The 21,336-nt window shown below is 43.7% G+C and carries 16 protein-coding genes and 1 pseudogene; 6 read left to right on the forward strand and 11 right to left on the reverse strand.

Annotated elements, in window-relative coordinates:
• Nucleotides 1-3: 3 nt before the first annotated feature.
• From purF to pepN, 10 genes and pseudogenes are all read right to left on the reverse strand, one after another.
• Nucleotides 4-1,524: an amidophosphoribosyltransferase gene (purF, locus tag CW740_RS06940; protein WP_106646836.1), complete on the reverse strand. Its 1,521-nt coding sequence runs from the start codon at nucleotides 1,522-1,524 to the stop codon at nucleotides 4-6.
• 1 nt (nucleotide 1,525) lies between these two features.
• The gene (locus CW740_RS06945; RefSeq protein ID WP_106646837.1) at nucleotides 1,526-2,050 is read right to left on the reverse strand and encodes a CvpA family protein; all 525 of its coding nucleotides are present in this window, start codon (nucleotides 2,048-2,050) and stop codon (nucleotides 1,526-1,528) included.
• Nucleotides 2,051-2,112: 62 nt separating this feature from the next.
• Nucleotides 2,113-2,949 (reverse strand): SPOR domain-containing protein, encoded by an 837-nt coding sequence (locus CW740_RS06950; protein ID WP_106646838.1) that lies wholly within the window; start codon nucleotides 2,947-2,949, stop codon nucleotides 2,113-2,115.
• A gap of 3 nt (nucleotides 2,950-2,952) precedes the next feature.
• Complete coding sequence (folC, locus tag CW740_RS06955) at nucleotides 2,953-4,269, reverse strand: bifunctional tetrahydrofolate synthase/dihydrofolate synthase (RefSeq protein WP_106646839.1); 1,317 nt, start codon at nucleotides 4,267-4,269, stop codon at nucleotides 2,953-2,955.
• Nucleotides 4,270-4,295: 26 nt separating this feature from the next.
• Nucleotides 4,296-5,153: pseudogene (gene accD / locus CW740_RS06960) on the reverse strand (acetyl-CoA carboxylase, carboxyltransferase subunit beta); the annotation flags it as partial.
• Between the two features lie 126 nt (nucleotides 5,154-5,279).
• Nucleotides 5,280-6,080, reverse strand: a complete 801-nt coding sequence (gene truA / locus CW740_RS06965; RefSeq protein WP_106646841.1) for a tRNA pseudouridine(38-40) synthase TruA — start codon at nucleotides 6,078-6,080, stop codon at nucleotides 5,280-5,282.
• 88 nt (nucleotides 6,081-6,168) lie between these two features.
• Nucleotides 6,169-8,499 (reverse strand): FimV/HubP family polar landmark protein, encoded by a 2,331-nt coding sequence (locus tag CW740_RS06970; RefSeq protein WP_106646842.1) that lies wholly within the window; start codon nucleotides 8,497-8,499, stop codon nucleotides 6,169-6,171.
• A 124-nt stretch (nucleotides 8,500-8,623) separates the two neighbouring features.
• Entirely contained in the window at nucleotides 8,624-9,643 is a 1,020-nt protein-coding gene (locus CW740_RS06975; RefSeq protein ID WP_106646843.1) for an aspartate-semialdehyde dehydrogenase, read from the reverse strand.
• Nucleotides 9,644-9,703: 60 nt separating this feature from the next.
• A complete protein-coding gene (locus CW740_RS06980; RefSeq protein ID WP_188459686.1) occupies nucleotides 9,704-10,027 on the reverse strand; it encodes a hypothetical protein in 324 nt (107 codons plus the stop codon).
• A 33-nt stretch (nucleotides 10,028-10,060) separates the two neighbouring features.
• On the reverse strand, nucleotides 10,061-12,727 hold the full coding sequence (gene pepN, locus CW740_RS06985; protein WP_106646845.1) for an aminopeptidase N: 2,667 nt from the start codon (nucleotides 12,725-12,727) through the stop codon (nucleotides 10,061-10,063).
• 123 nt (nucleotides 12,728-12,850) lie between these two features.
• Here pepN and CW740_RS06990 point away from each other — a divergent pair, with 123 nt between their 5' ends.
• The 4 genes from CW740_RS06990 (at nucleotide 12,851) to CW740_RS07005 (ending at nucleotide 17,440) form a co-directional block, all read left to right on the forward strand.
• Nucleotides 12,851-13,234, forward strand: coding sequence for a metal-binding protein (locus CW740_RS06990; RefSeq protein ID WP_106646846.1), 384 nt, complete (start codon nucleotides 12,851-12,853; stop codon nucleotides 13,232-13,234).
• A gap of 419 nt (nucleotides 13,235-13,653) precedes the next feature.
• Nucleotides 13,654-14,745, forward strand: coding sequence for a pyruvate dehydrogenase (acetyl-transferring) E1 component subunit alpha (gene pdhA, locus CW740_RS06995; RefSeq protein WP_106646847.1), 1,092 nt, complete (start codon nucleotides 13,654-13,656; stop codon nucleotides 14,743-14,745).
• Nucleotides 14,745-15,725, forward strand: coding sequence for an alpha-ketoacid dehydrogenase subunit beta (locus CW740_RS07000; protein WP_106646848.1), 981 nt, complete (start codon nucleotides 14,745-14,747; stop codon nucleotides 15,723-15,725). The genes pdhA and CW740_RS07000 overlap by 1 nt, the downstream gene beginning before the upstream one ends.
• Nucleotides 15,722-17,440, forward strand: a complete 1,719-nt coding sequence (locus CW740_RS07005; RefSeq protein ID WP_106646849.1) for a 2-oxo acid dehydrogenase subunit E2 — start codon at nucleotides 15,722-15,724, stop codon at nucleotides 17,438-17,440. The genes CW740_RS07000 and CW740_RS07005 overlap by 4 nt, the downstream gene beginning before the upstream one ends.
• 41 nt (nucleotides 17,441-17,481) lie before the next feature.
• Here the strand turns inward: CW740_RS07005 and CW740_RS07010 are convergent, their stop codons facing one another.
• Entirely contained in the window at nucleotides 17,482-17,946 is a 465-nt protein-coding gene (locus CW740_RS07010) for a hypothetical protein (RefSeq protein WP_106646850.1), read from the reverse strand.
• A gap of 26 nt (nucleotides 17,947-17,972) precedes the next feature.
• On the opposite strand from CW740_RS07010, the gene CW740_RS07015 reads away from it, so the two are divergent.
• Complete coding sequence (locus CW740_RS07015; protein ID WP_106646851.1) at nucleotides 17,973-20,051, forward strand: prolyl oligopeptidase family serine peptidase; 2,079 nt, start codon at nucleotides 17,973-17,975, stop codon at nucleotides 20,049-20,051.
• Between the two features lie 314 nt (nucleotides 20,052-20,365).
• Nucleotides 20,366-21,199 carry a glutamate 5-kinase gene (gene proB, locus CW740_RS07020; RefSeq protein ID WP_188459685.1) on the forward strand — a complete coding sequence of 278 codons (834 nt, stop codon included), beginning with the start codon at nucleotides 20,366-20,368 and terminating at the stop codon, nucleotides 21,197-21,199.
• The last annotated feature ends 137 nt before the right edge of the window (nucleotides 21,200-21,336 follow it).

Raw genomic sequence — 21,336 nt, forward strand, 5'->3', positions numbered from 1 at the left:
TCTCTATTGATTATGAAGATCCATAACCATCGCAGCGTCCTCTACTTCCTCAGTATCCTTGCTCTTTTTGGCAGAATCGTTGCGTAATTGTTGTAGCCTATCAAGATAATTCGAATCAATATCGCCAGTGATGTATTCACCAGTAAAAACAGACAGGTCAAAGTGCTTGATCGAAGGATTCCCTTCTCGAACTGCCTCAACCATACCTTCAATATCCAGGTAGATCATTTTGTCTGCGCCAATAACCTGCCCCACTTCTTCTTCGGTACGACCATGCGCCACCAGTTCACTGGCAGCAGGCATATCGATACCGTAAACATTAGGATAGCGAACTGGAGGCGCAGCAGAAGCGAAATAAACCTTTTTAGCCCCTGCTTCTCGAGCCATTTCAATGATTTGCTCTGAAGTAGTGCCGCGCACAATGGAGTCATCAACCAGCAACACATTCTTATCACGGAACTCAAGCTCGATGGCATTAAGCTTCTGGCGAACGCTCTTCTTACGCATCTGTTGACCTGGCATGATAAAAGTTCGACCAATATAGCGGTTTTTGATAAAACCATGGCGCATTTTAACATTTAGCTCATGCGCTAATTGTACTGCAGAAGTTAACGATGTGTCTGGAATTGGAATGACCACGTCAATGTCATGATCAGGCCATTCGCGAAGAATTTTTTCTGCCAGCTTTTCACCCATACGTAAGCGGGCTTTATAAACTGAAACATTATCAATCATTGAGTCTGGACGCGCTAAATATACATGTTCAAAAATACAGGGTGTCAACTCACTATTCTCAAAGCACTGCTTTTCGTGCAGGGTTCCATCATCAGAGATAAAAACCGCATGACCAGCACCTATGTCATCAATCAATTCATAACCAAGCGCATCCAGAGCCACAGACTCAGAAGCAACCATATATTCTATGCCGTTCTCAGTTTCGCGCTTGCCATAGACGGCTGGTCGAATACCGTGTGGGTCACGGAAGCATAATAAACCATGGCCATTAATCAGTGCGACTGCGGCATAAGCTCCCTTGCAGCGCTTAAAGACATTACCAACCGCATCAAAGATATCATCGGGGCTCAATTGATTTTTATCTTTTAACTGCAACTCATGAGCTAGAACATTCAATAGAACTTCAGAGTCAGAGTTAGTATTCAGATGACGACGATCAGTTGAAAACAATTCTTCTTTCAACTGATCAGAATTCGTTAAGTTGCCATTATGTGCCAAGGTAATACCATAAGGCGAGTTCACATAAAGTGGTTGAGCTTCAGCGCTGGTAGAACTACCCGCAGTTGGATAACGAACATGACCAATACCAGTATTACCGGTTAATCGACGCATGTGGCGTGTATGAAACACATCACGAACCAAACCGTTATCCTTACGAAGGTAAAGACGACCATTATCGGTAGTCACAATACCGGCAGCATCCTGGCCACGATGTTGTAAAACAGTTAATGCATCATAGATGCTTTGGTTAACAGGACTTTTACCTACGATTCCAACAATACCACACATATTACTTCTGCTCGTCTATTTCGGTTGGTGGCTCAGTGCCCTCTTTCAACTGAGGGACAACTTCACCAAGTTGCTCATAAAACCATTCGGCGACCATCTCCATATGAGGCAACAAACTGGATTGCCCCCACCACTCGTCCTCTGGCACTGGGGTAAATTGCTTCAACCCCAGTACAATTAATGCCACTATTAAAACACCTCTGAGGGCACCAAAAATCATACCCAATAATCGATCGGTTCCACTTAAACCTGCTGCATCAACCATTCTGCCGACCATATAATTGACAACACCCGCGATAACCAGAGTCACCACAAACAGTGACAACCAGGCTACTCCAAGACGGATGCTGTTAGTATCAATATGATTGACTAGAAGTTCGGCAAGCGGCTCATAAAAGCCTTTGGCGACAAAGAATGCTGCAATCCAACCTGCTAAAGACATGGCCTCACGTACGAAACCACGAAGCAAGCTAATTAAAGCTGAAATGCCAATAATGGCAAGGATAACCCAATCGACCCAAATCATTAAGGAGGCTAATGTGTTGTGTTGGCGGCTATTTTAACAGAGCTGGCAGTCAGGTGAAATGATTAATGTTGCTTTGGGTCAAACTCAATAACTTTGACCTTTGCGCCAACCATCTTTTCCAACTCAGATGTGCGGCTTTCTGCTTCACCTTTCACCGGATAAGGTCCGACGTAGACTCTTGCGAAAGAGTCTCCAACCCTTTGGTAAGCTCTATAACCCTCATCTCTTAACTGACCCACAAGTCGAGTGGCATTGTCTTTATTGGAAAAAGAGCCTATTTGAATGAGCCAGGCTGTATCAGAAAAAGCTAATTCTGTTTCAACCGCTGACTCGCTAGCTTTAACAGTAGTTTCAACCTCTGCATTTTGCTGAGTCTGCTTGCTTGAAATGTCTTCAGCTGGCTTTGACTCAGGCTTTGTTTCAGGTTTAGCCTCAGTTTTTGCAACTGTTTCTACTTTAGGTTGTGATTCTGACTTAGTTATATCGGTATTTTCTTTTACAGGCTCAGTCTTGGCGCTGTCACCTGAACTATCTATATTGGACAATTCTTCCTTTGCAGGCTCCTGCTTTTCAGCTGTTTTTTGAGAAACCTGCGTTTCAGAGACTTTCTTATTAGCCAAATCAGTGACAGCGGACTGATTATTTTCGTCATTATCATCAAGATTGATGACTAATGGGCCTTTCTCTACAGGGCCATCCAGTTGTGCTTCGGGCTGCTGGTTCGGACTAGAGTTTTCTATATCTTTATATTGAGACTTATGCTCACTTGGTACTTCAGGGATTTGTGACTGAATTTGAGAGCGGTATTTCTCACTATCAAGAATCATAGGCAGAAAAAAAACTGCCAACGCCAGAATGACTGATGCACCAACTAAACGATATTTTAATTTTTCATCCACAGCTTAAGCCTCATATTGCTTGCGGGTTGCCAGCTTTTTTTCTAACTCATGCCAAGATTCAAGCATCAAGCTCACAGTGACAAAAGAGCCAAAAACAACCAACGCTTCATTCTGTTGTTGATGTTGCCAATAATCGTCAAAGGCATCAACTAAGAAATGGTAAGATTTTGCGTCTGTTCGTGCAAATTCAGGCAATTTTGCCAGCAGTTCTTCACCTTTGGCACCTCGTGGTCCAGGAAGATCAATACAATACCAATTATCAACTTCAGAACACAGTGATAAGCAGCTTGCAATGTCCTTATCTTTTAACATACCGCAGATTGCACTGACTTTCTCTATTCCTCTACTCTTAAGTTGTTGCAGTTTGTTATTCAATACTCTAGCTGAGTCGGGATTATGAGCGACATCGACAATAATGGCTGGCTCTTTTGATAAATATTGAAAGCGACCAGGGAATTGCAATTTATGGAATGAACTAACCACTGCTTTTTCTGAAGTCTTAGCAGAGTAAACAAGCACAAAAGCCTCTAATGCTCCAGCCAGATTAGTGACCAATAAATCATTATTGGCTAAGCCGCTTAGTGAAATCTTTTGCCCATCAGCATCTGTATTGAAATTCCAACTCTGCCCAGTTTCTATGTAGTGATAATCTTTCTGTGCCAAGTAACTTTTTGCATTTCTTGTTTCAGCTTCAGGCAATAAAAGCTCTGCCGTTTGAGGATCTGCAATGATTGCTGGGGTTTTAGCGCGCATGATACCGGCTTTTTCATAAGCCACCTTCTCCAGAGTATCTCCTAGCCAGGCAACATGATCCAATCCAATGGACGTAATAACAGCAACATCTGGGTCTATAATATTAACGGCATCCATGCGCCCACCCAGACCAACTTCGAGCACAATCAACTCAAGCGGCTGGCTTTTAAACAACCAAAATGCGACCAATGTGGTAAATTCAAAGTACGTTAAAGGAACATCACCCTGGTTCTTAGCAATATATTTAAATGCCTCCACCAGTTCCTGATCAGAAACAGGCTGTCCATCAAATTTAATTCGTTCGTTAAATCTTAACAGGTGGGGAGACGTATAACTGGCAACAGATAGTCCATGCTCAATGGCCAGTGACTCAAGAGCAGCTACAACGGTTCCTTTACCATTAGTGCCTGCTACAGTGATCACAGGGGCATTCAGCTTGTCTAAGCCTAACTTGTTTGCGACATTCTTAATTCGACCAAGACCAAGCTCTATCTGATGAATAGGATGAGCCTGTTCAAGCCAGGCTATCCATTCATCTAAAGTTTCAAAATCAGGAGAGGCACTCACTGCACGTCTTGAATATATCAGGCAGCAGGTTTAGAAAGGTTTAGTAGTTTTGCAGCAAGGCGTGAAACGGTATCACGCATTTCTCGACGATCTACAATCATGTCAATCGCACCATGCTCTAGCCAGAACTCACTCAAGCGGAAGCCTTCTGGTAGCTTCTCTCGAATGGTTTGCTCAATTACGCGTTGACCAGCGAAACCAATCAATGCCTTTGGCTCAGCAATCTGAATATCACCAAGCATAGCAAGACTTGCTGTAACACCACCCATGGTCGGGTCGGTTAAAACTGAAATATAGGGAAGTTTAGCTTCGGAGAGTTTAGCCAAGGCAGCACTGGTTTTAGCCATTTGCATAAGGGATACCAAAGCTTCCTGCATACGCGCGCCACCACTGGCTGAAAAACAAACAAGTGCGGAACGCGTTTCAATCGCAGCATTAACAGCTCGGACAAACTTTTCACCGACTACTGAGCCCATAGAGCCACCCATGTACTCAAAGTTGAAAGCACATGCTACAACTGGGATATCGTTTACTGATCCTTTAAAAGCGATCAGAGCATCATTTTCATTAGTCTTCTTCTGCGCGGCAGTTATGCGGTCTTTATATTTTTTGGAGTCGCGAAACTTGAGCATATCCACCGGTTTCATATTGGCACCGATCTCTTTGCGATTAGCTTCATCCATAAACAGCTCTAAGCGAGTTCTCGCTTTAATACGCATGTGATTGTCACACTTAGGACAAACCTGCTGACTACGCTCCAGCTCTGCATAATAAAGAACACTTTCGCATGCAGTACATTTGCTCCAAACACCTTCAGGAATGGATTTCTTTTTTTGCGAACCCTCAGGATTACGCTTAGGTAATAATCTCTCTAACCAACTCATATTTTCAATTTTTCATTAGTGGCTTAATAAATTGCCCGCATTGTAACAGGTTTCAGGGCAAACGGAATAATGCTCTGGTTTAACCACTTCAAGCTTTTGTCGATTTAATCTCAATTCGTAAAAACTCTACTGGGTAACTCTTTCAGGCAGGAAAAGCGGTCCCAGAGAAGCTTTGGGCAAACCAAAAGTCTCTGGATAATCTACATCCACCAGATAAAGTCCGTTAGGGCTGGCAGTTGGCGCTGCCTGGGTTCTATCGCGACCTTCGATCAGATCTTTTGCCCATTGAGGCTTTTGGTTATGACGGCCAATTTCAATAAGACTACCCGCGATATTTCTTACCATATGATGTAAAAAAGCATTCGCCTTTATATCTATGACCACAAATTGACCAATAGGCTCAACAAAAAGATGATGGATATTTCTAAAGGATGTTCTAGATTGACAGCTCGCGGCCTGAAATGCAGCAAAGTCCTGCTCTCCAGGGAAAAACTGACATGCCTCATTCATTGCATTAATATCCAAGGGCGCTCTACACCAGGTTAAACCAGAACGAGCAATTGCTGGTCTGGTTGGTGTATTTGCAATGATATAACGATAACGGCGAGCTGTAGCACTGAACCTGGCATGAAAATCATCCGCTACCAGATGCGCCCAGCGGACAGCAATATCGTCGGGTAATTGAGTATTTGCACCCATCGTCCACGCTTTTAGCGGGCGCTCATTATCCAATTCAAAATGGATTACCTGTCCAGTGGCATGTACACCGGTATCAGTGCGGCCAGCACAAAACACTTCAATTGGCTGGTCCGCAATCTTGGATAGCACTCGTTCTAGCGTCTGCTGTACAGAAGCTGCATGAGACTGCCTTTGCCAGCCATGATACCTATGTCCATCGTACTCAATGCAGAGTGCGACTTTAGCCATAATTAAATTCTCTATTCACTGTGTTGAAATGAATAACACCGGGCTTAACCCGGTGCTATTAAAAGAGCATTATTTGTGCCGGTAAGAATTAGTGCTTAGCTAATAACTTACTTGCTTCTTCACTCTGAGCAGAATTACCTTCTTTTTGAACCTCCTGCAAAATATCTTTCGCAGAATCTTCATCGCCCATTTCTAAGTAGGCTTTTGCCAGTTCAAGTTTGGTCTGAACTTCATCTTCACTAACATCAGATTCATGCTCACCAACAGGCTCAAAGCTCATCGAATCAGACTCCTCTGTGACTTTTTCTTCATCATCTGAATCAAGTGCAAAATCAATACTATTATCATCAGAATCTGAGCTATCGGCTACCGGTTTCGAAGCAAGCTTATCTTCGCTTGCCGTTTCTTCAACTTCTTTTTCGAAGTCACTCAAATCGAAATCCAGTGAGTCATCTGCAGAAGTAGTGTCTACCTCGGGCTCTTCTGTAGCTTCAAGCTCAGCAGTTAGGTCTACATTAACTTCTTTACCTTCTTCTTGCTGGTCGAAACCGAAAACATCATCCTCATCTGGTAAAGGCTTTGTTTTTACGGGTTCAGCTGGTTTAGGAGGTTCTACCAAAGCTGACAAGCTGGCAACTTTAAGTCCTAGCTTTGAGTCATGATCAAAACTTTTGGATAAACCGGACTTAAGCTCATGGAACTTCGCTGAGTTCTTTTGACTGGCTAGAATCTCCATGTACTTAACGCGGATTTCATCATTACCTGGCTCTTTGGCCAAAGCCTTTTCTAGAACGTTATTGGCTTCCGTCATTTTGCCTCGAGCTATTAGAACATCGGCCTCGCTGATTGGATCAGAGGTCGCATCATCAAATGTCATTTTGTCTTTGTTGAGGAATGAATCTCTTGGTGATGAAGGCTCCTTCTTACTTCCAGAACCACCAAAGTTTGGAATTAAGCTCGATTCGCCCTCTTCGGGTGGTTGACGGTTGCGCCAATAGACGGCTCCACCTGCTATCGCTAATAACCCAAGTAAACCGCCACCAACCCAGTACCAGAACCCCTCTGCCTGATAAAAGGCTTCTTCTTTTTCGTTAGAGCTGCTTGCAGGTAATGAATCCGGTTTGCTATCAGTAGCTGCAGTTTCGGCAATGGCTTCTTTTTCTGCGCTATCAGCAGCAGTATCTTCGGCGACATTCTCTTCTGCGCCACTTTGCTCTTGCGGTGAATCAATTGGCAAACTATCTTCGGCAACTTCAGCACTTCCAGACAACACCGCCAAAGTGTCATCTTCCAACTTTACACCAGTATCGGCTAAGTCTTCTTTCGCCTCTAACTCTTCTTTAAGCTGTTGATTTTGAAGTTTTAATGTCTCAACTGCTTCGCGCAGTGTATTAACTTCATTTTGTAACTCATCTACCGAACCTGATTCTGTTTCCGAGCCACCCGCTTGGTTTAGCGAGCTATCTTCAACACTGGCAATACTTAAACGACCGCCCTGAGTTGTGGAATCAGTTCTTGCTTCGGTCTCGGTGACTGTTTTACGAACATCTAATGGTGCCTGGCTACCTGATAAAGAAGCTCGATATTCGCTCAAAGCCTCTGCATGTGAAATGTCATTTATTAATGAACGATCTGGTACATTTAGTTTATAACCAGCTTTAAGACGATTTATATCGTTATTAATAAAAGCATCAGGGTTACTGCGATAAAGCGCAATCAAAGTCTGTTGGACCGTCGCATTATCAGGTCTCACCTGACTGGCAATGCTCCACAGTGTCTGGCCGCGGCCAACACTCCAGCTATTTCCATCAAAAACCGGAGCTGAGCGACGCTGAGTTGGCTCAGTTCTGGTTATTGGTTCCGATGAGGTTTGCTTTGGTGGTTCAGTAACGGGAGGCTCTTGCTGACTAGAGACACTAGGTTCAGGGGTACGCTTTACTTCTTCAGTAACCCTTGATGGACGCTGAGTAGGAGTTACCTGAGTTGTTGCTGGCTCAGCAGTAATAACTGGTGTTGTTTTGTTAAAAACTGGTGGGTCTAATAACAGGGTATATTCTCGCATCAGCTTACCCTGCGGCCAGTCCAGTTCGATAATGATATTTACATAGGGTTCTTTAATTGGGGAATCACTTGAAAGACGAATAGCTTTTGAGCCATCACCTTTGGTATAGACTTCGAATCTTAGAAGACTATGAAAAGGTTCGCGAGTTACGCCATAACGCTCATAAGCCTCAAATGAAGCAATTTTTGCCCGCAGATCAGATTCCTGAAGTTCCTTTGAAGAAAGGAGAACAATTTCCGCATTAAGTGGTTGGTTTAGACCTGATTCAGTTTTTAGTTCTCCAAGTCCAAGCGACCAGGCCTGAGAAGTCATTAGTGCCGTCGATACAGCGACAGTCGCAGCTAATTTACGAAACATAAGTTCTCCCTCTTGAATACCCTTATTAAAATTCCACTCAGAAAGCAAAACGACGTCCTGCTTTCTGAGGTCAGAACTTAAGATTATACTTTAAGTTAGCTATTGTTAAGTGCTAATTTTGCGACTATAAGTAATTTTTTACAAGTATTTCAGCGATTTGAACTGTGTTCAATGCCGCACCTTTGCGAACATTATCGGAAACAATCCACATTGCCAGCCCATTTTCCATGCCAACATCCTTACGAATACGGCTCACAAACACATCATCCTTACCGCTGGCATGCGTCACAGGTGTCGCATAATCCAGCTTGCTCATATCATCAACTACGGTTACACCGGGAGCATTTTTTAACAGGTATCTTGCTTGCTCCACGTCCAATGGAACACGAGTCTTGATATGCACGGCTTCAGAGTGGCCATAGAAAACCGGCACTCGGACCGCTGTTGGGCTAACTCCGATAGATGGGTCTTCAAAAATTTTGTGAGTTTCCCACACCATCTTCATTTCTTCTTTGGTATATCCGTTATCCTGTACTTTGTCGATATTTGGCAAGACATTAAAAGCAATCTGTTTGTCATAAACTTTATTAGTCGCTTCACGTCCATTCAGTAGTTGAGCTGTCTGACTAGCAAGTTCCTCGACCGCTTTATGGCCTGAACCTGAAACCGCCTGATAGGTACAAACATTGATATGCTCAATGCCAACGTCATCCTGAATGGGCTTTAGAGCCACTAATAATTGCATCGTCGAACAATTTGGATTGGCAATGATGCCGCGATTTTTGTAATCGGCAATTCTTTCTGGGTTAACTTCAGCAACCACTAAAGGAATATCATCGTCATATCGGAAGTGTGATGTGTTATCAACTACTACGCAGCCAGCTTCGGCAGCTTTTGGCGCATATTCTGCTGAGATATCTCCACCAGCAGAAAAAAGTCCAATATCTGCCTTTGAAAAGTCAAAGTCTGCAAGGTTCTCTACTCGAATTGACTTACCCTTAAACATAACGCGCTCGCCTGCAGAACGCTCGCTTGCCAACAGGTAAAGATTCTCAACTGGAAAGTCACGCTCCTCCAGGATTTCACGAATAGTAACACCGACAGCACCAGTGGCGCCGACAATTGCGACATTAACTTTTTTCAATCTAGCTCTCCGAAAACACTTAAATAATAATTGATAGGTAACTTAAAGTACTGTTAATAACTACTTCTTTTTGTTGAACATTATCCATACACGCATTGCTACATAGCCAATAAACCCTGCAGCAATCATATAATGTGATGCTAACACCCAGAGTTCAGCATTATCTTCCGGATGGACGTATTTCAACAAAAAGCCTGCGGCAAATAATAGAATGGCTAAAAACGAATAACTCTGTAAACGTCGGTTGCGCTTTAATTTTTGAATATGGACTGCGCGCTCCAACTGCTCTTCGCTTGAACCCTTGAGCACAGCACCGCAATGGGTACAAACTTCCGCTTTACTCGAAATGCGCTTGCCACACACGATACATCTAATAATTGACATAACTCACTCGTATTTTTATCGGTTAAATTTGAATCAGCCCAAGGCCTTGCTCGCTATCTCATAAACATCCTTGGACAAATCAGGCAGTTGCAAAATACCCTGTAATTGTTCGCACATCAAGCGCTGACGCTCGTCATCGAACTTTTTCCAGCGGTTGAAAGCACCAGTCAAACGAGCTGCGGTTTGTGGATTTACACTGTAAAGCTGTTTTATCTGCTCTGCCAGGAATACATACCCTTTACCATCCCTGCGATGGAACTGCGGCAAGTTCGAGCCAGCGAAAGCCCCCACCACTGAGCGTACTTTATTGGGGTTTTTAATATCAAAAGCAGGATGCTCAATTAAACCCTTAACTCTCTCAATGGTTTTATCAGTCGGATCCGTTGCCTGAGCAGAAAGCCATTTGTTAACCACAAGCTCTTCATCTTGCCATTTGCGGTAGAAGTCGTCAGCAATTTGCTTTTTCTGGTTATAATTAGAGTGCATAAGAAGCTGTAAAGCGGTTTCGGCGTCGGTCATATTATTGCTGTTGACCAACTGGCTAACCGCCAGCTCATAGGCTTTTGGCTTATCAAGCGCTACCAGATAACTCAAACACACTCCCGCAAATGCTCGTTTTGCAATGGCGGCCTTATCCTGCTTAAAGTCTCCAACATGATGATTGGCTTGATAATGAACCAGCCAATCCATTTCCAACTGTTTCGCCAGCTCACGCTTAAGGAAGTCATGGGCGGCAATAAGGTGATCCAGATTAACCCGCTCAACCTCTTCGATGAGAGCTTTAATATCAGGCAAAGTCAGAGCCAGTGCCTTAAAGCGACCATCCAGGGAATCATCGGCTAACAAATTCTGTACCGCATTAACTAGATGCAGTGGGAACTGCATCGGCTCACCGGCTTCCTGCTCTGCGCATAGCTGCCAGATCACCCGAGTAAACAGCCTCTGCCCTGCTTCCCATCGATTAAAGGGATCCTTATCATGTGCATACAGAAAAGCCAGCTCATGATCGTTGTAATCATAAAACAGACGCACTGGCGCAGAAAAATTACGTAATAATGACAACACGGGCTTATGGGAAACTCCGACGAATTCAAAAGTTTGCTCCGCTTCTGTCAGATGCAATATATCATCAGTCAGCTGTTCCTTATTTGATGCCAGCTCGAGCGCCAGGTCATTACCATCTTTATCAAGCAGGCCGAGCTTTAGTGGAATATGGAATGGTTGTTTATTGGATTGCCCGGGGGTGTCGGGACATGACTGCCCAATTTGCAGTGTCAGCTTTTTGTGTAACTCATCATATTCACTGGTTACAGTTACTTCCGGAGTCCCCGCCTGTGAATACCAGCGTCTAAACTGCTTGAGGTCGTAGCCATTAGCATCTTCCATAGCACTGACAAAATCTTCGCAGGTAACAGCCTGACCATCGTGACGTTCAAAATACAAATCCATTCCGCGCCTGAACCCGTCTGCACCCAACAGGGTATGGTACATACGAATAATTTCGGCTCCTTTGTTATAAACGGTAACCGTATAAAAGTTATTCATTTCTATGTAACTGTCTGGACGGATCGGATGTGCCATCGGACCTGCATCTTCTGCAAACTGATGCGAGCGAATAACTTTGACGTCTTCAATTCGCTTTACTGCATGATCAGTCTGATCAGCTGTAAATTGCTGGTCTCTGAATACCGTAAGCCCCTCTTTCAAACTCAACTGAAACCAGTCACGACAGGTTACGCGATTGCCAGTCCAGTTATGAAAATACTCATGCGCTATTACTGCTTCTACATCTTCAAAATCCTGATCGGTCGCAGTTTCAGGGTGTGCCAGCACATATTTTGTATTGAAAATATTTAGGCCTTTATTCTCCATCGCGCCCATGTTGAAGTCACCAACAGCCACAATCATGTAGATATCGAGATCATATTCAAGTCCAAACACTTGTTCATCCCAGGCCATGGCTTTTTTCAATGAGGCCATCGCATGATGACATTGCTCTAGCTTTCCTTTATCGACGTAAATTTCAAGCTTGATATCGCGTCCTGAGCGAGTCGTAAAATGGTCTTCCAACAAATCATAGTCACCTGCGCACAAGGCAAACAGGTAGCTGGGTTTGCGAAATGGGTCTTGCCAGATGGCATAGTGACGACCATTGGCTAAGCTGCCATGTTCAATCTGATTACCATTAGACAGTAAATGAGGATATTTCTTCTTTTCAGCCTCAATGCGAACATCAAAGGTGCTCATAACGTCGGGGCGATCAAGATAATAAGTAATCTTGCGGAACCCTTCCGCTTCGCACTGAGTACAAAATTTGCCATTGGACAGGTATAGGCCTTCCAGGCTGGTATTCTGAGCAGGATGAATTTTGACTTTAGTAACTAGCTCAAAAGGAGACTCTTGATAATCCAAACCTTCAATTTTGCTGAGCCATATAGTCAGTTGCTCTGACTCAACTTCATATTGCTCCTGCACAAGCTTTTGCCCAGCGACATCGATACCCTGCAACTCTAAATCTTCACCGTCAAGCACCAGAGCATCTGAAGAATCGGCTGCCGGGTTGGCCTGCAACATCAAACGAGCAGTTACAATTGTGTAATCATCAAACAGCTCAAAATTTAATGAAACTTTATTAATGAGAAATGCAGATGGCTTATAATCTTTGCGGTATTTTACTAGGATACTATCGCTGGTTTTCATAAAAGCTCTTTGTTAGATGTCCAATACTATTCTTAAACTAAATTGGCGTTATTGTAGCAATCATGGAAACTATTCGATATAAAAGACTTCGCCAAAACAAACTTACCGATTAAAGACATCAATATGTGCCAATGTTCAACCCTAGCCGATATCCTGCTTGGTGATGATGAAATTATCAGCAACAATCCTCAGCATCCGCTGCATGGTCTTGATGAAGTAGACTGGAATCCTTCTCAGTGGGCATGTTTGAATCAGTGTTCGATGTGTGGCCAGTATTGGCATATTGATATTGCCAGGGCTAATCAGATTGGAATATGTGTAAAAGTACAGGATCGCGACGCATGGCAAAAACTGGATACCACTCATGCAAGAATTGATTTAATGGTTCAAAACCACGGTGGATTAAGTTTTGAAATATGCAAATGGAAACAGTGCAACAAGAACTGTGTTAAAGGGCTCGCCTTTTGCCCCGAACATGCCTATTTTGAGATGGATATAAAAGCTTAAACATTGATACTTATATTAGCCGTCAATGCAAAACAAGCGTTAATAACTGACTGAATTTTGGTTGAAAAGCCATTTGAAAGCATTAGTTTTAATAATCCTTAGGCGGGCAACCTACAACAGAATTGATGGATCACTGGTCAGAAGAGCCAGTCACTATACAAAAGCCTTAAAAATCCGTACAATCGCCACCGAAAACAGCTGTTTTTAACCATGGGAAAGCTCAAATTAACGGCTGAGCGAACGCTCTAACTTATTAAAAAATAAGTACATTTTTAAAGTGACGAATAATAAATCACTCTTCATAAACCGTTAACGAAAAAGCTTTATAAATCACGTATAATCGAACAAATTTTGCGAGAAGGTTCGATTAGACCAAAACTGTGAATCAACTTTCCCAGTAACCTTAGGAGAATGTAGCCTTGACGACTACAACTGTTGCTTCTTTTGAAATCAAGTACCACCAGTATCTTGATCCTCAGGGTAAACCAACCCAGGAACTACCCGCATTTGCCAAAGATATGGATAAAATGCGTAAACTTTACCGCGATATGGCGCTATTACGTGCTTTTGATGCAAAAGCATATGCCTTACAACGTACCGGTAAAATGGGTACCTACCCTGCTTCATTAGGTCAGGAAGCCATCGGCATTGGTTATGGCGATGCAATGACTGCTGAAGACGTCCTTATTCCTTATTACCGCTCAACTGGTGCCATGCTGAAACATGGCATCACCATGGAAGAAATCCTACTTTATTGGGGCGGTGATGAAAGCGGTTCGAATTATTCTGTTGCTAAAGAAGACTTCCCCATCTGTGTACCAATTGCTAACCAGATCATCCATGCTTCTGGTGTTGCCAAAGCGATTCAGATGCGCGGTCAAAAGCGTGCAGTCGCCACTGAAATTGGTGAAGGCGGTACTTCAGAGGGTGATTTCTACGAAGGCATTAACGTTGCTGGTATCTGGAATCTTGGTGTTGTATTCATGGTTAACAACAACCAATGGGCAATTTCTGTACCGACTGAAATCCAAACAGCTTGTGAAACCTATGCTCAAAAAGCTATCGCAGCTGGTATCGAAGGCGTGCAAGTTGACGGTAATGACATCATCGCAGTAAAACAGGTTGCCGAATATGCGTTTGAAAAAGCGCGTAACGGTGGCGGGCCAACTTTGATTGAAGCCATAACTTATCGTTTGTGCGATCACACAACAGCAGATGATGCATCTCGTTATGACGATCCTAAGGTGAAAGAAGAAGCCTGGAAAAATGAGCCAATGGTTCGTTTACGCAAATACCTCGAAGCGAATAAAGCCTGGTCTGATAAAGACGAGGAAGCCATGAAAGCTGAAATTGCTAAAGAGGTTGAAGCAGCAGTGAAAGCCTATGAAGAGACTCCAAAACCTGGTCCAGAATTAATGTTCGACCACTTATACGCGGAACTACCAGAGCTAACAAAACCACAACGTGAAGCAGCGATCAAGCTGGCCGAAAAAGCGCGAGGTGCAAAATAATGGCAGCGATTACTTTAATTGAAGCAGTCAATGCAGCAATGGCCTATGAGCTTGAGCATGATAAAGATGTTGTATTGTTTGGTGAAGATGTTGGTAAAAACGGTGGTGTATTCCGCGCAACCGACGGCCTACAAAAGAAGTATGGTTCAGACCGTGTAATTGACTCCCCTCTCGCGGAGTCAATGATTGCTGGTCTTGCCGTTGGTATGGCCGCGCAAGGCATGAAGCCAATCGCAGAAATGCAGTTTATGGGCTTTATCTTCCCTGCGGTTGACCAAATATTCTGTCATGCTGCCCGTATGCGTCATCGTACACGTGGTCGTTTGACTTTACCGATGGTGATTCGTGCACCATACGGTGGCGGTATTCACGCACCAGAGCATCACTCAGAGTCAACTGAAGCTCTCTTCGCACATATACCTGGCCTGAAGGTGGTTATCCCTTCAAACCCTAGCCGCGCTTACGGTTTAATGTTAGCCGCTATTCGTGACCCAGACCCTGTGATTTTCCTTGAGCCAAAACGTGTTTATCGAATTGTTAAGCATGAAGTAGAAGACAATGGCGAAGAATACCCATTGGAAGCATGTTTCGTGGATCGCGAAGGCTCTGACATTACCCTGATTTCATGGGGCGCAATGATGCATGAAACCTTGCAAGCTGCTGAAAAACTAGCAGCAGAAGGCATAGATGCTGAGGTGATCGATGTAGCGACAATCAGCCCAATTGATATGGATACGATTCTTGAATCCGTTCAAAAGACTGGTCGTGTTTGTATCGTACAGGAAGCTCCTAAGTCCGGCTCTGTAGGCTCTGAAATTGCCGCTGAAATTGCCGAAAAAGCTATTCTAAGTCTACTCGCACCAATTGGCCGCGTTTCAGGTTACGACACTGTCATGCCATACTACCGCTTAGAAAAACAATATATGCCAACCGTGGATCGCATCCTCGATGAAGCACGCAAAATCATGGAGTACAAATGAAACAGTTTAACTTACCCGATTTAGGTGAAGGCTTACCAGATGCGGAGATCGTACGCTGGTTAGTTAAAGAAGGTGATGAAGTAACTGTCGACCAGCCAATGGTCGAGATGGAAACTGCAAAAGCCGTGGTTGAAGTGCCTTCTCCATTCGCCGGTCGTATCAGTAAATTGCATGGCAAAGAAGGTGATGTCATAGATGTTGGTGCTGTTCTAGTAACCTTTGGAGAGGTTGGTGAAGTAGCTGAAGAAGCTCCAGAGCCAGCACCCGTAACTGAAACTACAAATGATGAGACACCATCACAAGCATCAGCTCCTGCTGCTGGTAGCGACACTTTCTTACTTCCGGATTTAGGCGAAGGTTTGCCAGATGCGGAAATTGTACGTTGGCTAGTTAAAGAAGGTGATACGGTTACTGTTGATCAACCAATGGTTGAAATGGAAACCGCAAAGGCTGTGGTTGAGGTGCCCTCTCCTTTTGCAGGTAAAGTGTCCAAACTTTACGGTCAGGCAGGTGATGTTATCGAAGTTGGTGCACCATTAGTAGAATTCGGCGGTACTGGCGGCAGCTCTAGTGGAGAAAGCAAAGCAGCGGCACCAGCTAAAGAAGAAGCTGGAGAAGAAAAGCGCGCTGACAGCGGTACTGTGGTTGGCGCCGTTGAAGTCGGCAATCATGTTGTCGCTGAAACAGCCAACGCTGTTGTAAAAGCACTAGCCAAAAAATTGAAAGTCGACTTAACGAAAGTTAAAGGCTCTGGCAAAGATGGCGCTATCACACAGAAAGATGTACGAGAAGCCGCTAAGTCAGGTGCAACTGCCTCAACAACTACGGCAGAGCTACCACAACAAACAGCCGGTGTTGATACTTCAAACCCACTTGCCTATAAAGCCTCGCCTGCAGTACGTGCATTAGCGCGTAAACTTGGTGTTGATTTGGGTGATTGTAATCCAACAGGTCGCAAAGGTTCGATTACCCGTGATGATGTTGAACAGGCCTCAAAAGGTGGTTCATCTGCTCCACGCCAGTCACAACCAGCTATGTCAGCACAACAGGCTAAAGGTCTGCCAGCTGTCAGCGTTGAGGTGCAGCCAGAAAAAGTCCGTGGTGTTCGTCGCGCCATGGCGATGGGTATGGCAAATTCACATGCTACAGTCGTTCCTACCAGCCTAGTTGAAGATGCAGACATTACTGCATGGCCAAAAGGTACTGACTCCCTAGCACGTTATGTTCGCGCAATTGTTACTGCTGCAAAACAGGTTCCAGCAATGAATGCCTGGTTTGATGGTGAGAACTTCGAACGCTTATTGCATCCGAATGTTAATGTGGGTATCGCGGTAGACTCTCCGGACGGTTTATACGTTCCGGTTGTGCATAACGCAGACCGCATGGATATGGCAGGGGTTCGAGCTAGAGTTCAGGAATTACGTGAAAAGATTGAAACCAAATCTTTGAAGCAAGATGATCAGCAAAATGCGACCATCACCCTTTCAAACTTTGGCTCAATCGCGGGTCGTTATGGTACCCCGGTTGTATCGCCACCTCAGGTAGCAATTCTTGGAACAGGCCGTTTCCGTAACGAGCTCAAGCTAACGGACAAAGGCATTACCAATGCAAAAATGTTGCCATTGTCATTAACTTTTGATCATCGCGCATGTACCGGTGGTGAAGCTGCCCGCTTCCTGGCAGCTGTGATTGAAGACTTACAGTTAGCTCGTTAAATCAAGCAACATCCCGTTCAAAAAAAGCGCAGTGTTAGCGACTAACCTGCGCTTTTTTCTTGTCTTTCACGAATCATTGCAAACTTGCCTGTCATTACTTGCCCTCTACGCTTATCACACCACCAGCGATAAATTGGATATGTAATCAAACTTGTTGTAAACCCTATAACAAAGAACAAACTCATACCGGGTATAAATGATATTAAGTAACTAATAAAAGAAAAACTTGAATCATTGTTTAAATAGATAAGATAAATATACAAATAGATAGCATATACCACTGGCAAGCCCACCAGATTAAAAATAGCTATTTTGATGTAACCCTTAAAGTCCAACTGTACTCTTGCCTTTGTATCATAGTGTTCTTCTATAATTGTCTTTTGATGCGTCAAACCACTGTCCCTCTGTAATATTTCAAAACATTTGTATCCTAGCCGAACACTTTCCCCTTTGCTATGCTCATTAGCGATTTTGTATTGGAAATACTTGATAGATTTAGTGCGCATTTTTGGAGGCCTCTGTGGAAAAAACAATGTATAAACTACTGTTAACTGGCTTGCTGAGTGGCTTATTGGCTACTTCAGTTTCCGCCAAAGAACCTAATGATCCTTATATCTGGCTAGAAGAAGTCGAAGGTAAAAAAGCCCTTGAATGGGTCGAAGAGAACAATAAAGTCTCTTTAAGCTACCTACAATCCCAACCTCTCTATAAAGAGTTATATGAAACCAATCTGGACATATTAAATTCGGATGAGCGCATTCCGTACGTTACTGAAATGAATGGCTATTTTTATAACTTCTGGCGCGACGAGGACAATGTACGTGGAGTATGGCGTCGTACCACTCTTGAAGAGTACAAGAAAGAGAACCCCAAGTGGGAGGTTATTCTTGATGTTGATGCACTAGCAGAAAAAGAGAACGAAAACTGGGTCTATAAAGGCTCAAACTGCTTGTACCCAGATTACAAACTGTGTCTAGTTAGTCTTTCTCGCGGCGGCGCTGATGCAACAGTCGTGCGTGAGTTTAATGTTGAAAAGAAAAGCTTCGTCAAAGACGGGTTTCAATTGCCAGAAGCAAAAAGTAACCTGAGTTGGATTGATGAAAATACTGTTTTTGTAGGAACCGACTTTGGTTCCGGCAGTTTAACCGACTCAGGCTACCCACGTATTGTCAAAGTTTGGAAGCGCGGACAGAAACTTGAAGATGCGGCTACTATATTCTCGGGCAATCAAACTGACGTTGCAGTTCAGGGCTTTGTAACACGAGATAAGGATGAGTCTTATAAGCTTATCTATCAAGGGCTGGATTTTTACACATCAGAAATCTACTTACTCAATGATGATGGCCTTACTCAACTCGATCGACCAAAAGACAGTTCTTTTAGAGCGATTAATAATGGACAATTATTATTAGAGCTAAAATCTGACTGGGCTGTAGGTGACAAAACCTACGAACAGGCTTCACTTCTATCTATTGATATTAATGATTATTTAAAAGGTAAAAAGAACTTTACCGAAGTTCTGGTTCCCGATGAGCGAACAGCTATCAGCGGTATTTCGTCTACAAAGGATTACTTACTCATAAACTTACTGAAAGATGTCAGCAGCGAATTACATCGCTATTGGTATGCGGATGGTAAGTGGCAAAGTCAAAAGATAGATTTGCCAGAGTTTGGCTCATTAAACGTTGCCGGAACCAGTGACAAGCATAATAACTTTTTTGTTAACTACACCAGCTTCCTTAAGCCAAGCACCCTCTTCTACTATGACGAGAAGCAAAGTGAATTCAGTGAACTGAAAAGTCTACCTGCATTTTTTGATGCAGAGCCATACAAAGTTGAGCAGCACTTTGTTACGGCAAAAGATGGTGTGAAAGTCCCTTACTTTATCGTGATGCCAAAGGATCTTGAGTACAACGGCAAGAATCCAACTTTACTCTACGGCTACGGTGGCTTTGAAGTGTCACTGAATCCAAGTTATTCAGCACTGACTGGTAAAAACTGGTTAGAGCAAGGTGGCGTCTATGTACTAGCCAATATTCGTGGCGGCGGTGAATATGGACCAGACTGGCATCAGGCAGCCCTTAAAGAAAATCGACACGTTGCGTTCAATGATTTTATCAGTGTGGCTGAAGATTTAATTAAGCGTAAAATCACTTCTGAAAAGCACTTAGGCATTCGTGGCGGTAGTAACGGTGGTCTGTTAGTCGGCACAGTTGCAACCATGCGTCCTGATCTGTTTGGTGCAGTTGTCTGTCAGGTACCGCTATTAGATATGAAACGCTTCAATAAACTCCTTGCTGGCGCCAGCTGGATGGGTGAGTACGGCAACCCTGACAATGAAGATGAGTGGAACTACATCAAAACTTATTCCCCTTATCATAATATTGCTAAGGACGAAGATTACCCAAGAATCTTCTTCACGACATCGACAAGAGATGATCGCGTTCATCCAGGACACGCCCGTAAAATGGTAGCCAAGATGCAGGCAATGGGTCATGACGTTCTGTATTATGAAAACACAGAAGGCGGTCACGGCGGTGCGGCTAATAATGAGCAAACAGCCAAGCTATATGCACTGATTTATACCTACTTAGCCGATCAGCTTAAGTAAAAAGCTCAAACATAAATAGGGTCCTACGGGGCCCTTTTTTATGAACAAGGTAAAGACAGAACTATTTATAACCAAAAGTTAATTGACCATTTCAGCTTTTCCGGCGATTATCACAGTCATGAATATATGTCTTCGCACAGCTCAGCCTATTATGGCAAACCCGCAAAGTCTTCCCGTACCCGGACAGGCTAGGCTTGCGCTGTGTGAGTATTTTTTATGGTAAGTTAAAACACAATAACCAAACATAAATAAGATCAACCACAGACCCGCAAGCCAAAAGCTTTGCGGGTTTTTTAATGCCTGAGAGAAAACTGATGAATAACATTAACTTTGACCGCTATCAAACAATCATTATTAAAGTGGGATCAGCCTTAATTGCGCCAGACGCGCGAGCTTGCTCTGCCGAATACTGCCTACCCATTGCCAACTTTATTAAGCAATGCCGTAATGCAGGTAAAGATATCATTTTGGTTTCATCCGGTGCCGTAGCGGCAGGCTTTAATCAACTCGGATTAACTGAGCATCAGCTCAACCTTGAACAGAAGCAGGCGCTGGCGGCTATAGGCCAGTCCATCGTCATTCGTCACTGGCAACGATTTTTTGACCAGGACGTTGCTCAAGTTTTACTAACTACTGACGATATCAATAATCCAACAAGAGCCCTTAATGCTAAAAAAACATTCGCACAGCTGAAGCGTTTCGGCGCCCTGCCCATCGTCAATGAAAACGATACCGTTGTCACTGAAGAGTTAAAGTTTGGTGATAATGATATGTTAGCCGCGCAGGTTGCCATACTCACAGATGCAGACCTACTGATCATCTGTAGTGATGTGGATGGCTTGTATGATGATAACCCCTATCTGAATCCAAAAGCTAAGCTGATCGAATTCATCGAACCTAATGACACCCGATGTCAGACTTATGCTCATGGCAGTCATAATCCTCGCTCCATGGGTGGCATGCTAAGCAAGGTACAGGCAGCACTGACCGCTAACAATAATGGCATCAACTGTATAATCTGCAATGGAAAAACTGAAGCCTATAGCCAGCTCTGGATGAATCACAACCCGGGCAGCTGGTTTCTCGGCAAACCCCAAAGACAGGTATCAGCAACACCTTCGGATAAAGCTAGCTTATCCGAAGCATAAGATACTGTTATTTCAAATAATTTGAAGAATTTAGCAGAATCGCTGAGGTTTGGCCTGCTGGGAAGTTAGCAATACTTAAACTAATGCAACTACCCTACCAGTTAAACTGGCCAAACTCCGCTAAGAGGCGCTTAGAG

It is taken from the genome of Kangiella profundi, assembly GCF_002838765.1.
In the GTDB taxonomy this organism is placed as follows: domain Bacteria; phylum Pseudomonadota; class Gammaproteobacteria; order Enterobacterales; family Kangiellaceae; genus Kangiella; species Kangiella profundi.

Bases quoted from the DNA above. Each gene is read 5' to 3' on its own strand.
- truA (WP_106646841.1), bottom strand. From the start codon at position 6,080: ATGGCTAAAGTCGCACTCTGCATTGAGTACGATGGACATAGGTATCAT.
- pepN (WP_106646845.1), bottom strand. From the start codon at position 12,727: ATGAAAACCAGCGATAGTATCCTAGTAAAATACCGCAAAGATTATAAG.
- CW740_RS06945 (WP_106646837.1), bottom strand. From the start codon at position 2,050: ATGATTTGGGTCGATTGGGTTATCCTTGCCATTATTGGCATTTCAGCT.
- CW740_RS07015 (WP_106646851.1), top strand. From the start codon at position 17,973: ATGTATAAACTACTGTTAACTGGCTTGCTGAGTGGCTTATTGGCTACT.
- CW740_RS07005 (WP_106646849.1), top strand. From the start codon at position 15,722: ATGAAACAGTTTAACTTACCCGATTTAGGTGAAGGCTTACCAGATGCG.
- CW740_RS06970 (WP_106646842.1), bottom strand. From the start codon at position 8,499: ATGTTTCGTAAATTAGCTGCGACTGTCGCTGTATCGACGGCACTAATG.
- CW740_RS06980 (WP_188459686.1), bottom strand. From the start codon at position 10,027: ATGTCAATTATTAGATGTATCGTGTGTGGCAAGCGCATTTCGAGTAAA.
- proB (WP_188459685.1), top strand. From the start codon at position 20,366: ATGAATAACATTAACTTTGACCGCTATCAAACAATCATTATTAAAGTG.
- CW740_RS07010 (WP_106646850.1), bottom strand. From the start codon at position 17,946: ATGCGCACTAAATCTATCAAGTATTTCCAATACAAAATCGCTAATGAG.
- purF (WP_106646836.1), bottom strand. From the start codon at position 1,524: ATGTGTGGTATTGTTGGAATCGTAGGTAAAAGTCCTGTTAACCAAAGC.
- CW740_RS07000 (WP_106646848.1), top strand. From the start codon at position 14,745: ATGGCAGCGATTACTTTAATTGAAGCAGTCAATGCAGCAATGGCCTAT.
- CW740_RS06990 (WP_106646846.1), top strand. From the start codon at position 12,851: ATGTGCCAATGTTCAACCCTAGCCGATATCCTGCTTGGTGATGATGAA.